Annotated in this window: 9 protein-coding genes; 6 read left to right on the top strand and 3 right to left on the bottom strand. The window is 62.1% G+C overall.

The features are described 5' to 3' along the window. The first annotated feature begins 163 nt into the window (after positions 1 to 163). The 3 genes from CKW25_RS00680 (at position 164) to CKW25_RS00670 (ending at position 1,597) form a co-directional block, all read left to right on the top strand. Entirely contained in the window at positions 164 to 910 is a 747-nt protein-coding gene (locus CKW25_RS00680; RefSeq protein WP_095077110.1) for an SDR family oxidoreductase, read from the top strand. Between the two features lie 139 nt (positions 911 to 1,049). Next, positions 1,050 to 1,322, top strand: coding sequence for a CopG family ribbon-helix-helix protein (locus tag CKW25_RS00675; protein WP_095077109.1), 273 nt, complete (start codon positions 1,050 to 1,052; stop codon positions 1,320 to 1,322). Continuing rightward, entirely contained in the window at positions 1,322 to 1,597 is a 276-nt protein-coding gene (locus CKW25_RS00670; RefSeq protein ID WP_095077108.1) for a type II toxin-antitoxin system RelE/ParE family toxin, read from the top strand. Before CKW25_RS00675 ends, CKW25_RS00670 begins: the two co-directional genes overlap by 1 nt. 25 nt (positions 1,598 to 1,622) lie before the next feature. Here CKW25_RS00670 and mapR read toward each other — a convergent pair whose 3' ends face one another. The 3 genes from mapR to CKW25_RS00655 form a co-directional block, all read right to left on the bottom strand. Beyond that, on the bottom strand, positions 1,623 to 3,032 hold the full coding sequence (mapR, locus tag CKW25_RS00665) for a GntR family transcriptional regulator MpaR (RefSeq protein ID WP_095077107.1): 1,410 nt from the start codon (positions 3,030 to 3,032) through the stop codon (positions 1,623 to 1,625). 398 nt (positions 3,033 to 3,430) lie between these two features. After that, positions 3,431 to 4,843 (bottom strand): cytochrome c oxidase accessory protein CcoG, encoded by a 1,413-nt coding sequence (gene ccoG, locus CKW25_RS00660; protein ID WP_095077106.1) that lies wholly within the window; start codon positions 4,841 to 4,843, stop codon positions 3,431 to 3,433. 222 nt (positions 4,844 to 5,065) lie between these two features. Then, complete coding sequence (locus tag CKW25_RS00655; RefSeq protein WP_095077105.1) at positions 5,066 to 5,272, bottom strand: DUF3203 family protein; 207 nt, start codon at positions 5,270 to 5,272, stop codon at positions 5,066 to 5,068. 504 nt (positions 5,273 to 5,776) lie between these two features. Between CKW25_RS00655 and CKW25_RS00645 the strand changes: the two genes are divergently transcribed. From CKW25_RS00645 to glgB, 3 genes are read left to right on the top strand one after another with little or no spacing between them, the layout of a single operon-like run. Continuing rightward, on the top strand, positions 5,777 to 7,771 hold the full coding sequence (locus CKW25_RS00645; protein ID WP_095077103.1) for an alpha-1,4-glucan--maltose-1-phosphate maltosyltransferase: 1,995 nt from the start codon (positions 5,777 to 5,779) through the stop codon (positions 7,769 to 7,771). Positions 7,772 to 7,797: 26 nt separating this feature from the next. Beyond that, entirely contained in the window at positions 7,798 to 11,139 is a 3,342-nt protein-coding gene (treS, locus tag CKW25_RS00640) for a maltose alpha-D-glucosyltransferase (protein WP_095077102.1), read from the top strand. Positions 11,140 to 11,149: 10 nt separating this feature from the next. Continuing rightward, positions 11,150 to 13,381: a 1,4-alpha-glucan branching protein GlgB gene (gene glgB / locus CKW25_RS00635; RefSeq protein ID WP_095077101.1), complete on the top strand. Its 2,232-nt coding sequence runs from the start codon at positions 11,150 to 11,152 to the stop codon at positions 13,379 to 13,381. Positions 13,382 to 13,411 lie beyond the last annotated feature (30 nt).

Below are 13,411 nucleotides of genomic sequence, written 5' to 3'. Positions count from 1 at the left end.
TGACCGGTGGGCGCTGGCTTGCCAGGGCAGGCAGCAGTGGGTTTTCCACCCTCGGCAAGCCTGTCGGATGCCGGCTTTGCCTGACCCAGGACATGCAAAAGCCGGCGCTGGCGGGTATTCTTGGCACGCAAGGCTTCAGCTCAGACCAGGGGGAGAGATCAGTATGGACAAAGTCATCGTCATCACCGGTGGCAGTCGGGGGATCGGTGCCGCCACGGCGTTGCTGGCGGCCAGGCAAGGGTACCGCATCTGCATCAACTACCAGTCCGACGAGCAGTCCGCACAGCGAGTACTGGAGCAGGTTCGCGACCTTGGCGCCCAGGCCATCGCCGTACGCGCCGACGTCAGCATCGAAGATGAAGTGATCAGCCTGTTCCAACGGGTCGACCAGGAACTGGGCCGCGTGACCGCATTGGTCAACAACGCCGGCACCGTCGGCCAGAAGGCTCGGGTGGAGGAGATGTCCGAGTTCCGCATCCTGAAAGTCATGAAAACCAATGTCCTGGCGCCGATCCTCTGTGCCAAGCACGCACTGTTGCGCATGTCGCCCAGGCACGGCGGGCAGGGTGGCTGCATCGTCAACGTCTCGTCGGTCGCTTCGCGTCTCGGCTCTCCGGGTGAGTATGTCGACTACGCGGCCTCCAAGGGCGCGCTGGATTCGTTCACCATCGGCCTGTCCAAGGAAGTCGCCGGCGAAGGCATCCGCGTCAACGCGGTGCGCCCCGGCTACATCTACACCGACTTCCATGCCCTGAGCGGCGATCCGGATCGGGTCAGCAAGCTGGAATCGGGGATTCCGATGGCGCGCGGCGGTCGCCCGGATGAAGTGGCCGAAGCGATTATCTGGTTGCTCTCGGACAAGGCGTCCTATGCCACCGGGACCTTTGTCGACCTGGGGGGTGGGCGCTAGTGTCCTGACTCGCCGACCTTTTTGATGGCGTCTGTTGCCACTCCGAGCCTGATACTACGGCTTGACGATTCGAAGTTATTAACTATGATTGGATTTTAATCATAGTGATGCGTGATTGCGCGGCATTGGAGTAATGATCATGGCGACTACTGCCAAAACCCGATCCGTGACGGCTCATGTCCCTGTCGATCTAGCCGAAAGGGTTGACGAGATCGCGGAGCGCCTGGAGCGCTCAAAGAACTGGATAGTCAAGCAGGCTCTGTCCGCCTGGATAGACCAGGAAGAAGAGCGCAGTCGCCTGACCCGTGAGGCCTTGGCTGATGTGGACGCTGGCCGCGTGATTGATCACCAGGCTGTCCAGGCCTGGGCCGATAGCCTCAGTACCGACTCCCCGCTGCCAGTGCCGCGCTGATGGAGTTGAAGTGGACAAGCAAGGCGCTTTCCGACATTGCCCGGCTGTACGAGTTTCTGGCCGCGGTGAACCAACCTGCTGCCGCGCATACGGTTCAACAGCTCACGGCTGCTCCAGCCACGTTGCTGGCTAATCCACGCATTGGCGAACGGCTTGAAGAGTTTGAGCCACGGGATGTCCGCAGAATTATCATCGGCCACTACGAGATGCGTTACGAGATACAGGGCTCCACCCTCTATTTGCTGCGCCTGTGGTATACACGCGAGGATCGATAGCGCTAGCCTGGACAACATCGAACCCTCAGAACGATCGTACGATCCGTCCCAATGTCTCCATCGCCTTCTCGGAATCTTCAGTCCACGGGCTGCCGTAATTCAACCGGATGCAATTCCTGAAGCGCCGGGTCGGTGAAAAGATCGGCCCCGGTGCGATGCTGATGCCCTGTGCCAGCGCCATCTGGAACAACTTCAACGAATCCATCTGTGCCGGCAGTTCCAGCCACAGGAAGTAGCCGCCGGCCGGTTGGCTGACGCGGGTCTGTGCCGGGAAGTAGCGGGCAATGGCGGCGAGCATGGCGCTTTGCTGTTCTTCCAGGGCATAGCGCAGTTTGCGCAGGTGGCGGTCGTAGCCGCCGTGTTGCAGGTAGTCGGCAATCGCCGCCTGGGCCGGCATCGAGGCGCACAGCGAGGTCATCAATTTCAGCCGTTCGATTTTCTGCGCGTAACGTCCGGCGGCGACCCAGCCGATCCGGTAGCCGGGGGCCAGGCTCTTGGCGAACGAGCCGCAATGCATTACCAGTCCCTCGGAGTCGAACGCCTTGGCCGGCTTGGGGGCTTGCTGGCCGTAGTAGAGCTCGGCGTACACATCATCTTCAATCAGCGGCACTTGATGGCGGCGCAGCAGTTCCACCAGCTCCTGTTTCTTGGCCTCGGGCATGGTCGCGCCCATGGGGTTCTGGAAACTGGTCATGCACCAGCAGGCCTTGATCGGATGGCGCTCCAGGGTTTGTGCCAGTACGCCCAGGTCGATGCCGTCACGGGGGTGCACGGGGATCTCCACCGCTTTGAGTTTCAGGCGCTCGAGCACTTGCAGGCTGGCGTAGAACGCCGGGGCCTCGATGGCCACCAGGTCGCCGGGCTCGGTCACCGCCTGCAGGCACAGGTTCAGGGCTTCCAGGGCGCCGTTGGTAATCAGCAGTTCTTCCATGGGCAGCATCAGGCCGCCGACCATGTAGCGCAGGGCGATTTGCCGACGCAGTTGCGGGTTGCCCGGCGACATGTCGGTGACCACCATGCGCGGGTCCATCTCGCGACTGGCGCTGGCCAGCGAGCGTGACAGCCGCTGCAAGGGAAACAGGGTCGGGCTGGGGAAGGCCGAGCCAAAGGGCACGGTGTTCGGGTCCTTGATCGAATCGAGCACCGAGAACACCAGCTCGCTGACGTCAACTTCGGTGGATTCGTTGACCTGGCTGCTGATCACCGGCTCCGAAAACGGGCTTGGCGCGTGAGTGTTGACGAAGTAACCGGAACGCGGCCGGGCGCGAATCAGCCCGCGACGCTCCAGCAGGTAATAGGCCTGGAACACCGTGGAGGGGCTGACCCCGTAGGTCTGGCTGGCGTAGCGCACCGACGGCACGCGCTGGCCGGGGCCGAGCACCCCGGAGCGGATCAGTTCGGCAATGTCGTCGGCGAATTTTTCGTAGCGTTTCATCTCAATCCCGGAATTGACGGAAAACAGGCGACACATACTTCTGTGGCGAATGGAGCTTTGTGTGGCGAGGGGGCTTGCCCTGATGCCGATCGGTTAAGCCAAAGACCAGCCGAACATAGAGTCCGTGGCGAGGGAGCTTGCTCCCGCTGGGCTGCGTAGCAGCCCAAAAACAGGGCCGCTTTGCGCCCCAGCGGGAGCAAGCTCCCTCGCCACGGGTTTCGTGTTCGGCTTTATTTCTCTTAACTGACCGGCATTAGGGCTGCCCCCGTTCGACTGCGTAGCAGTCGTAATACTTGCGTGTCGGATCGACCGGTATGAACGAATGAAGGGGCAAGCCCCCTCGCTACAATGATTTTGCTCAACCGGAAGCTCACTGACGGGCCATAGAGTTTAAAGGCTCAACGATTCATCGGCGCAACAAACCGGCTGTTCGCTTCGCTGAAGATCTGCGGCTCGTCACTGTCGGTGATCTTGAAGGTGATCTTCTGTGAACTGCTCTGCGCCTGGTCGGTGGTCATGGCCACCGACACCGGCACGTCGAGAATCTCGCCCGGCGCCAGGCTCAGTTCGGTGCGCCCCTGCAACTGGAAGCCTTCACTCTCCACCAACGACAGGTGATAGTCCTGGCGCTGCTGAGTCTTGTTGATGACCTTGAGGCTGTAGATGTTCTCGATCTGCCCCTGGCTGTTCTCCCGGAACAGGCCCCGGTCCTTGCTCACGTCCAGCGACACCATGGGCCGCTCCATCAACGCCAGCACCAGCGCACCGATCATCACCAGCAGCACGGCGGTGTAGCCGATCAAGCGCGGCCGCAGCAGGTGGGTCTTGCCCCCTTGCAACTCGTGCTCGGAGGTATAGCTGATCAGGCCACGGGCGTAGCCCATTTTGTCCATGATCGAATCGCAGGCGTCGATACAGGCCGCACAACCGATGCACTCCATCTGCAAGCCGTCGCGGATGTCGATGCCGGTCGGGCAGACCTGCACGCACAGCTGGCAGTCGATGCAATCGCCCAGGCCGGCTTCGGCCGGTTTCACGTCACGCTTGCGCGGGCCGCGATGTTCGCCACGGGCCGCATCGTAGGAAATGGTCAGGGTGTCCTTGTCGAACATCACGCTCTGGAACCGCGCATACGGGCACATGTGCATGCACACCGCTTCACGCAGCCAGCCGGCGTTGATGTAGGTGGCGCCGGTGAAGAACAACACCCAGAACAGGCTCACGCCGCCCATTTGCAAGGTCAGCAGTTCAGTCGCCAGCGGGCGGATAGGGGTGAAGTAACCGACAAAGGTCAGGCCGGTGAGGATGCTGATGGCCAGCCACATCGTGTGTTTGGCCGAGCGGCGCAGCAGCTTGTCCAGGCTCCAGGGCGCGGCCTGCAGCTTGATCCTTTGGTTACGTTCGCCCTCGGTAACCTTTTCGCACCACATGAACAGCCAGGTGAACGAGCTTTGCGGGCAGGTGTAGCCGCACCACACGCGTCCGGCGAATACGGTGATCGCGAACAGGCCAAAGGCGCAGATGATCAACAGCGCCGAGAGCAGGATGAAATCCTGTGGCCAGAAGGTCGCGCCAAAGATGTGGAATTTGCTTTGCGAAAGGTCCCAGAGCACGGCTTGTCGCCCGCCCCAGTTCAGCCACACGGTGCCAAAAAACGCCAGAAACAGAAAACCCGCACCACCAAGGCGCAAATTGCGGAACAAACCGGTGAAGCTTCGGGTGTGAATCTGGTTGTCGCTGGATTTGGCCTTCATCTTTGGACGCGAAGGCTCGAATGTTTCTACTAATCGGACGGGAATTTTATCGCTCATGGTCTTTCGCTCATCAGCCTCCATCAGGCCAGTGAACTATGAGCGCCGAACTGTTTGCATAACAGACTCAGGTATTGGATTAAAAAGCGGATCAGATGGGCCTGCGGGTGCCCCCTGCGACAACTTGATGCACCCCGCCAGGCGCGGTAGCCGCTCCTATATCAGGGCGCTGCCGGTGTCCGTGATCTGCGTCAGGTAAATCACCGAATCACCGCCGCCGGGCTACAGGCGTGTGCGCTCGTCGACGGCGCCTGCTACGGTCAATGCGTCGGCTTCTGCTTCGGTGATGTAGAACCGCAGGCCATCGAGGTCGACCGCCGGCATCAATGTCTGATCGTCGGTGATGAGGGTCACGTCGGGTGCCAGGCGAATCTCTTCGCCGTTTTCGGTGATGAAAAAACAGGTCTGATGGTCGATGCGTACCGTCATGGGATTCTCCGTTTCTTAGCCGATCTTATCCCTTGGGACGCACATCTGGCACCGTGGTTCGGTGCCGTCGATCAGTGGCCAGTGCCTCTTTCCGATGGCCGGCGAGCTGACATCGGATCGTCACCAGCGGGGCGGATAATCGGCCAGGCTTGTATGCCCTGGCGGGCGGCTCTTCACTCGGCGGGTCGCCCGCTGGCAGTGGCGGGCCGGGTGGTAGCGGATCCTCCTCGGGCTCGGGCTCGGGCGTTGGCTCGTCCGGCGGCAGGATGGGTTGATCAATGTTCGGATCGGGCGTTTCAGGCGGGATCGGAATACTCATCGGTGTGGCCTCTTTTGTGCTTGGCTTATCCGATGGACCACCGCGCCTGCGCATTGATTCCATCGGCCCGGTGCGGATTCGACTGAACTTTGCCCGACGTCCGGTGCTCGGAATCTTAAGCAGGGTCCGCAGGCAGGACACGACTGGCCACTAGCGCGTCCACGGGGCGTAAGGGGGGATGCTCGATGACGACTGGGAAACCGACGGAACTCAACTACAACCCGCAACTGCCGCTGTCACAGGCGCTGTTGCTGCCGCGCATTGCGATCGAGGACACCACGCCGGTGATCGATGGCGGCCAGTTTGCGGTCAAGGCCATCGAAGGGCAGGTGGTGACCGTGACGAGCAAGGTGTTTGCCGACGGTCATGACCGGCTCGCGGTGCGCGTGCGCTGGCGCAATGACGCCGATGAGTGCTGGCAAAGCGAAGTGATGAGCAACCTGGGTAACAACCGCTGGCAAGGCCAGTTCAAGGTCGCGGCGCCCGGGTACTACTGGTTTTGTATCGAGGCCTGGCTCGACCCGTTCGCCACTTTCTGTCATGAGCTGGAAAAGAAGCACCTGGGCGGCGTGTCGATCAGCCTGGAACTGCAGGAAGGCCGCAACCTGGTGCAGCACGCCTCGCAGCGCAGTGAAGGGGCTGTGGGTGAAGCACTTGTCGCCCTGCACCAGGAGCTGTCGGGCTTGCTGGAAGCCGAGCAGGTGGCGCTGTTTGTGCATCCGCGCAGCGCCGCATTGATGGCGGCGGCCGATCAACGCCCCTACATCAGCCTCAGCCCCGAGTATCCGCTGGACGTGGAGCGCACCCGTGCGCAATTCGCCAGCTGGTACGAGCTGTTTCCCCGCTCGATCACCGACGATCCCACCGGGCACGGCACCTTCGACGATGTGCACTCGCGCCTGCCGATGATCCAGGACATGGGCTTCGACGTGTTGTATTTCCCGCCGATCCACCCCATCGGACACAGCTTTCGCAAAGGCCCCAACAATGCCCTGGTGGCCGGTCCCGATGACCCCGGCAGTCCCTATGCCATCGGCAGCGATGAGGGCGGGCACGAGGCCATTCATTCGCAACTGGGCAGCCGCGAGGATTTCCGGCGCCTGGTAGCCGCGGCCGCCGACCATGGGCTGGAGATTGCCCTGGACTTCGCCATTCAGTGCTCCCAGGACCATCCCTGGCTCAAGCAGCATCCGGGCTGGTTCAACTGGCGCCCGGACGGCACGATCAAATACGCCGAGAACCCGCCGAAGAAGTACCAGGACATCGTCAACGTCGACTTCTATACCCACGATGCAGTTCCCGGTCTGTGGCTGGAGCTGCGCGACATTGTGGTGGGCTGGGTGAAGGAGGGGGTGAAGCTGTTCCGGGTCGACAACCCGCACACCAAGCCCTTGCCGTTCTGGCAATGGCTGATTGGCGATGTACGGGCGCTGTACCCCGAGGTGATCTTCCTCGCCGAGGCCTTCACCACGCCGGCGATGATGGCGCGCCTGGGCAAGGTCGGTTACTCCCAGAGCTACACCTATTTCACCTGGCGCAACACCAAGCACGAGCTGGCGACCTATCTCACCGAACTGAACCAGTCGCCGTGGCGCGAGTGCTACCGACCGAACTTTTTCGTCAATACCCCGGACATCAATCCGCAGTTCCTGCACGCCTCGGGCCGTGCCGGATTTCTGATCCGCGCCGTCCTGGCGACCATGGGCTCGGGCCTGTGGGGCATGTATTCGGGCTTTGAACTGTGCGAATCGGCGCCGGTGCCGGGCAAGGAGGAGTACCTGGACTCGGAGAAGTACCAGATCCGCGTTCGCGACTTCAATGCGCCGGGCAACATCATCGCCGAGATCGCCCAGCTCAATCGCATTCGCCGGCAGAACCCGGCGCTGCATACGCATCTGGGCCTGAAGGTCTATAACGCGTGGAACGACAATATTTTGTATTTCGGCAAGCGCAGCGCGGACGGCAGCAATTTCATTCTGGTGGCGGTCAGCCTGGATCCGCATAACGCCCAGGAGGCGAATTTCGAGTTGCCGTTGTGGGAGATGGGCTTGCCGGGTGACGCGACCACCCACGGCGAGGACTTGATGAACGGTCATCGCTGGGACTGGCACGGCAAGTATCAGTTCATGCGCATCGAACCCTGGCATCAGCCATTCGGGATCTGGCGCATATCGGTTTGATGATCACTCATCGATGGGAGTTGCCCATGGCGAAGAAAACGAGGTCAGCCACCTTCAGCAATGACCCGCTCTGGTACAAGGACGCGGTGATCTATCAACTGCACGTGAAATCCTATTTCGATGCCAACAACGATGGGATCGGTGACTTTCCCGGCTTGATCGCCAAGCTCGACTACATCGCCGACCTGGGCGTCAACACCCTCTGGTTGTTGCCGTTCTACCCCTCGCCACGGCGCGATGACGGCTACGACATCGCCGAATACCGGGGCGTGCACAGCGACTACGGGACCCTGGCCGACGTCAGGCGGTTTATTGCCCAGGCCCATAAGCGCGGGCTGCGGGTGATCACCGAGCTGGTCATCAACCACACGTCCGACCAACACCCCTGGTTCCAGCGGGCGCGCAAGGCCAAGCCCGGTTCGGCGGCACGGGACTTTTATGTCTGGTCCGATGACGATCAAAAATACGACGGTACCCGGATCATCTTCCTCGACACCGAAAAGTCCAACTGGACCTGGGACCCGGTGGCCGGCCAGTACTTCTGGCACCGCTTCTATTCGCACCAGCCGGACCTCAATTTCGATAACCCCAAGGTCATGAAAGCGCTGCTGTCGGTGATGCACTACTGGCTGGACATGGGCATCGACGGCTTGCGCCTGGACGCCATTCCCTACCTGATCGAGCGGGACGGCACCCACAACGAGAACCTGCCCGAGACCCACGCGGTGCTCAAGCATATCCGCGCCGAGATCGACGCCCATTACCCTGACCGCATGCTGCTGGCCGAAGCCAACCAATGGCCCGAGGACACCCGGTTGTACTTCGGCGACACCCACGGCGATCATGGCGACGAATGCCACATGGCGTTCCACTTCCCGCTGATGCCGCGCATGTACATGGCGCTGGCCCAGGAAGATCGTTTTCCGATCACCGATATCCTGCGCCAGACCCCGGAAATCCCGGCCCACTGCCAATGGGCGATTTTCCTGCGCAACCACGATGAGCTGACCCTGGAGATGGTCACCGACAAAGAGCGCGACTACCTGTGGAACTACTACGCCGCCGACCGTCGCGCGCGGATCAACCTGGGCATTCGCCGGCGCCTGGCCCCTTTGATGGAGCGCGATCGGCGGCGCATTGAGCTGTTGAACAGCCTGCTGTTGTCGATGCCGGGCACGCCGACCCTGTACTACGGCGACGAAATCGGCATGGGCGACAACATCTACCTGGGGGACCGTGACGGGGTGCGCACCCCCATGCAATGGTCGATTGATCGCAACGGCGGTTTCTCCCGGGCCGACCCGGCCAGCCTGGTGCTGCCACCGATCATGGACCCGCTGTACGGCTACCCGTCGGTCAATGTCGAAACCCAGGCCGGCGACCCTCATTCGTTGTTGAACTGGAACCGGCGCATGCTGGCCGTTCGCAAACATTCCAAGGCGTTCGGCCGCGGCAGCCTGAAGATGCTGTCACCGAGCAATCGACGGATTCTGGCCTATACGCGCGAATACACCGGTGAAGACGGCAAGCCGGAAATCATTCTATGCGTGGCCAACGTTTCGCGCAGTGCCCAGGCGGCGGAACTGGACCTGTCGGCGTTTGCCGGCATGGTCCCGGTGGAGATGCTTGGCGGCAATGCGTTCCCGCCCATAGGCCAGCTGAACTTTCTCCTGACCCTGGCACCCTATGGCTTCCACTGGTTCGTGCTGGCCAGCGAGAACCAGATGCCTAGCTGGCACGTGGAGCCGGCGCAGAGCCTGCCGGATTTCACCACCCTTGTGCTGAAACAGCGCATGGAGGAGTTGCTCGAGGCCCCTTCACGCACCCTTCTGGAGCAGGAGGTGCTGCCGAGCTGGCTGCACAATCGACGTTGGTTCGCCGGCAAGGGCAGCCGTATCGACAGCGTGCACATTGCTTATGGTGTGCGCTTTGGCGATCCGCAGCATCCGGTGCTGCTCAGCGAAATCGAGGTCACCGGCAACGGGGTGAGCAGTCGCTACCAGTTGCCTTTCGGTTTCCTGGCCGAGGACCAGGTGGCGACGGCCTTGCCGCAACAGTTGGCCCTGTCCCGTGTCCGCCGAGGGCCGCAGGTGGGGTTGATGACCGACGCGTTCAGCCTCGACAGTTTTGTCCATGCCGTGTTGCAGGCGATGCAGACGCAGACCGTGCTGGCATTGGACGACGGCGAGATACGCTTTGAACCCACCCCGGGGCTGGCGAAGCTGGGACTGAACGCCGAATCGCCGGTGCGCTACTTGACGGCCGAACAGTCCAACAGCTCGGTGGTAATCGGCGCCAGCCTGGTGCTCAAGCTGATTCGCCAGGTCGCCGCCGGCGTGCATCCGGAGCGGGAGATGGGGGGGTACCTGACGGCGGCCGGATTCCGTCATATCTCGCCATTGCTAGGTTCGGTGGTGCGCCGCGACGGGCAGGGTCAAGACACGCTGTTGATGATCGCCCAAGGCTATCTGAGCAATCAGGGCGATGCCTGGGAGTGGACCCAGAGCAACCTGGAACGGGCGATCCGCGATGAACTGGCCGATGCCGTGTCCGAACAGGAACGGCACTACAACGCGCTCGGCGAACTGAAAGAATTCGCCGCTATGCTGGGGCGGCGCCTGGGGGAAATGCACCAGGTGCTGGCAGCGCCCAGCGACGACCCGGCCTTCGGTTCCCAGGTCAGCACGCCCAAGGACCAACAGGCGCAGGCCAAGGCGGTTGCGCGACAACTGGAGAGTGCCTTGCAACAGCTGGCGCAGCACCAGGCCGCGCTGAGCCCGATGGATCGGGTGCTGGCGGGGCGTTTGCTGGGGCAGAAAAAGGCGATCCTCAAGCACATTCAGGCACTGGCACAAAAAACCGTGGGCGGATTGCGCATGCGGGTCCACGGTGACCTGCACCTGGGACAGGTGCTGGTGATCAAGGGCGATGCCTACCTGATCGACTTCGAAGGCGAGCCGGCGCGTCCCTTGCATGAGCGCAGGGGCAAGCACAGTCCCTACAAGGATGTCAGTGGCGTGCTGCGTTCGTTTGATTACGCGGCTGCCACGGCACGCGGCGGGCAGGGCGCTGACAGCAGCGTGCAGGTCGAAGGCGCACGTCAGCGTGTGACGCAACGTTATGTGCGTGAATCCCGGGAGGCATTTATCCGGGCGTACCGGCGCGCGACAGCTAGTCTTGAGCATGCCTGGCAGGATCCCGAGGCTGAAGACGCCGCGCTGGCGCTGTTCAGCCTGGAGAAGGCGGCCTATGAAGTGGTGTATGAAGCTGAAAATCGTCCCGGTTGGTTGGCCGTGCCGTTGCACGGTTTGTACGGGTTGTTGAGTGGCCTGGAACCCTTTTCTGAAGACGGTGCAGAGCTGTCATGAAGGAGCTGTCATGAAAGAGCGGGGACATGTGAAAGAGGCGCTGCTTCCGGCGGCGCGGGACATCGAGGCGCTGGTGCGCGCCGAACACCAGGATCCGTTTGCGATACTCGGCCCCCATGCCGACGACGCGGGCGGCCAGTTCATTCGGGCCTACCTGCCGGACGCCTTGAGCGTGCAGGTGATCGCCCGCGATTCCGGTGAGCAGCTTGGTAGCCTGGAGACCACCGAAGTACCCGGGTTGTTCGTCGGCCATTTCGACCGGGCACAGGCTTACCTGTTGCGCACCCAATGGGCCGGCGGCGAACAGACCGCAGAGGATCCCTACAGTTTTGGTCCGTTGCTGGGCGAGATGGACTTGTACCTGTTTGCCGAAGGCAACCATCGGGAACTCAGCGCCTGCCTGGGCGCACAACTGAAGACCGTCGACGGTGTGGACGGTGTGCGCTTTGCGGTCTGGGCCCCCAACGCGCGCCGGGTCTCGGTGGTCGGTGATTTCAACGTGTGGGATGGTCGCCGCCATCCGATGCGCCTGCGTCATCCGTCCGGGGTCTGGGAGGTGTTCATTCCACGCCTGCAGGCAGGAGAAGCCTACAAGTATGAAATCCTCGGCGCCCACGGGATCCTGCCGCTCAAGGCCGACCCCATGGCGCTGGCCACCCAGATGCCCCCCGACACGGCGTCGAAAGTTGCCGCGCCCTTGACCATCGACTGGCAGGACACGGACTGGATGCAACGCCGCGGCGAGCGTCAACGGTCCAGCGCGGCGTTGTCGATCTATGAATTGCACGCCGGTTCCTGGCAGTGCGAAGTCGACGATGCCGGCGAAGTCGCTCGCCAGTACAACTGGGCAGAGCTTGCCGAACGCCTGATCCCTTACGTGAAGACCCTGGGGTTCACCCACATCGAGTTGATGCCGATCATGGAGCATCCTTTCGGTGGTTCCTGGGGCTATCAGCCACTGGCGCAATTTGCCCCGAGCGCCCGCTACGGTTCGGCCGATGACTTCGCCGCGTTCGTCAATGCCTGCCACCTGGCCGAGATTGGCGTGATCCTCGACTGGGTGCCCGCGCACTTTCCCACCGATACCCACGGCCTGGCGCAGTTCGATGGCACGGCACTGTACGAGTACGGCAACCCGCAGGAAGGCTTTCACCAGGACTGGGACACCCTGATCTACAACCTGGGTCGCACTGAGGTGCATGGTTTCATGCTGGCGTCGGCGTTGCACTGGCTCAGGCATTTCCATGTCGACGGGCTGCGGGTCGACGCGGTGGCGTCGATGCTCTACCGCGACTACTCGCGCAAGGCCGGCGAGTGGGTACCCAACCGCCATGGCGGACGGGAGAACCTGGAGGCCATCGATTTTGTCCGCCACCTCAACGATGTGATCGACCTGGAAGCACCGGGGGCCCTGGTGATTGCCGAAGAGTCCACCGCCTGGCCGGGGGTCAGCCAGAGCACCGAACATGGAGGGCTGGGGTTCGACTACAAGTGGAACATGGGCTGGATGCACGATTCGTTGCACTACATCCAACAGGATCCGGTGTACCGCGCCCATCACCACAACGAACTGAGCTTCGGCCTGGTCTACGCCTGGTCCGAGCGCTTCATCCTGCCGATCTCCCATGACGAAGTGGTACACGGCAAGCATTCGTTGATCGACAAGATGCCCGGCGATCGCTGGCAGAAGTTCGCCAACTTGCGGGCTTACCTCGGTTTCATGTGGGCCCATCCGGGCAAGAAGCTGTTGTTCATGGGTTGCGAGTTCGGCCAGTGGCGCGAGTGGAATCACGACCAGCAACTCGATTGGTACCTGCTGCAATACCCGGAGCACCGTGGCGTGCAAAAACTGGTGAGCGATCTCAACCAGTTGTACCGGCAGGAACCGGCGCTGCATGAACAGGACGACGTGCCACAAGGCTTCCAATGGTTGATCGGTGACGATGCAATCAACAGCGTTTACGCCTGGCTGCGCTGGAGCAAGGACGGGCGGCCGGTGCTGGTGGTGGCCAACTTCACTCCCGTGCCCCGGCCGGCTTATCGGGTAGGGGTGCCGTTCGCCGGACGCTGGAATGAGCTGATCAACAGCGATGCGGGGATCTATGCCGGTTCCAACTACGGCAACGCGGGCGGCGTGGTGGCCGAAGAGGAGGGCAGTCATGGCCAGGCCCTGTCACTGGTGTTGAACCTGCCGCCACTGGCGGTGCTGATCCTGCGCCCGGAGGGTGAGTTCGTCACCTGAAGTACGGAGGTGAAGCGCGGGTGCAACGTC

This window comes from Pseudomonas sp. Irchel s3h17 (genome assembly GCF_900187505.1).
Classification (GTDB): domain Bacteria; phylum Pseudomonadota; class Gammaproteobacteria; order Pseudomonadales; family Pseudomonadaceae; genus Aquipseudomonas.
Note: the sequence above shows the minus strand (reverse complement) of the source record. Positions and strands in the feature narration are given on the sequence as shown.

Excerpts from the sequence above, each read along its gene's own strand:
- CKW25_RS00680 (WP_095077110.1), top strand. The coding sequence starts at position 164 with ATGGACAAAGTCATCGTCATCACCGGTGGCAGTCGGGGGATCGGTGCC.
- CKW25_RS00675 (WP_095077109.1), top strand. The coding sequence starts at position 1,050 with ATGGCGACTACTGCCAAAACCCGATCCGTGACGGCTCATGTCCCTGTC.
- CKW25_RS00670 (WP_095077108.1), top strand. The coding sequence starts at position 1,322 with ATGGAGTTGAAGTGGACAAGCAAGGCGCTTTCCGACATTGCCCGGCTG.
- mapR (WP_095077107.1), bottom strand. The coding sequence starts at position 3,032 with ATGAAACGCTACGAAAAATTCGCCGACGACATTGCCGAACTGATCCGC.
- ccoG (WP_095077106.1), bottom strand. The coding sequence starts at position 4,843 with ATGAGCGATAAAATTCCCGTCCGATTAGTAGAAACATTCGAGCCTTCG.
- CKW25_RS00655 (WP_095077105.1), bottom strand. The coding sequence starts at position 5,272 with ATGACGGTACGCATCGACCATCAGACCTGTTTTTTCATCACCGAAAAC.
- CKW25_RS00645 (WP_095077103.1), top strand. The coding sequence starts at position 5,777 with ATGACGACTGGGAAACCGACGGAACTCAACTACAACCCGCAACTGCCG.
- treS (WP_095077102.1), top strand. The coding sequence starts at position 7,798 with ATGGCGAAGAAAACGAGGTCAGCCACCTTCAGCAATGACCCGCTCTGG.
- glgB (WP_095077101.1), top strand. The coding sequence starts at position 11,150 with ATGAAAGAGCGGGGACATGTGAAAGAGGCGCTGCTTCCGGCGGCGCGG.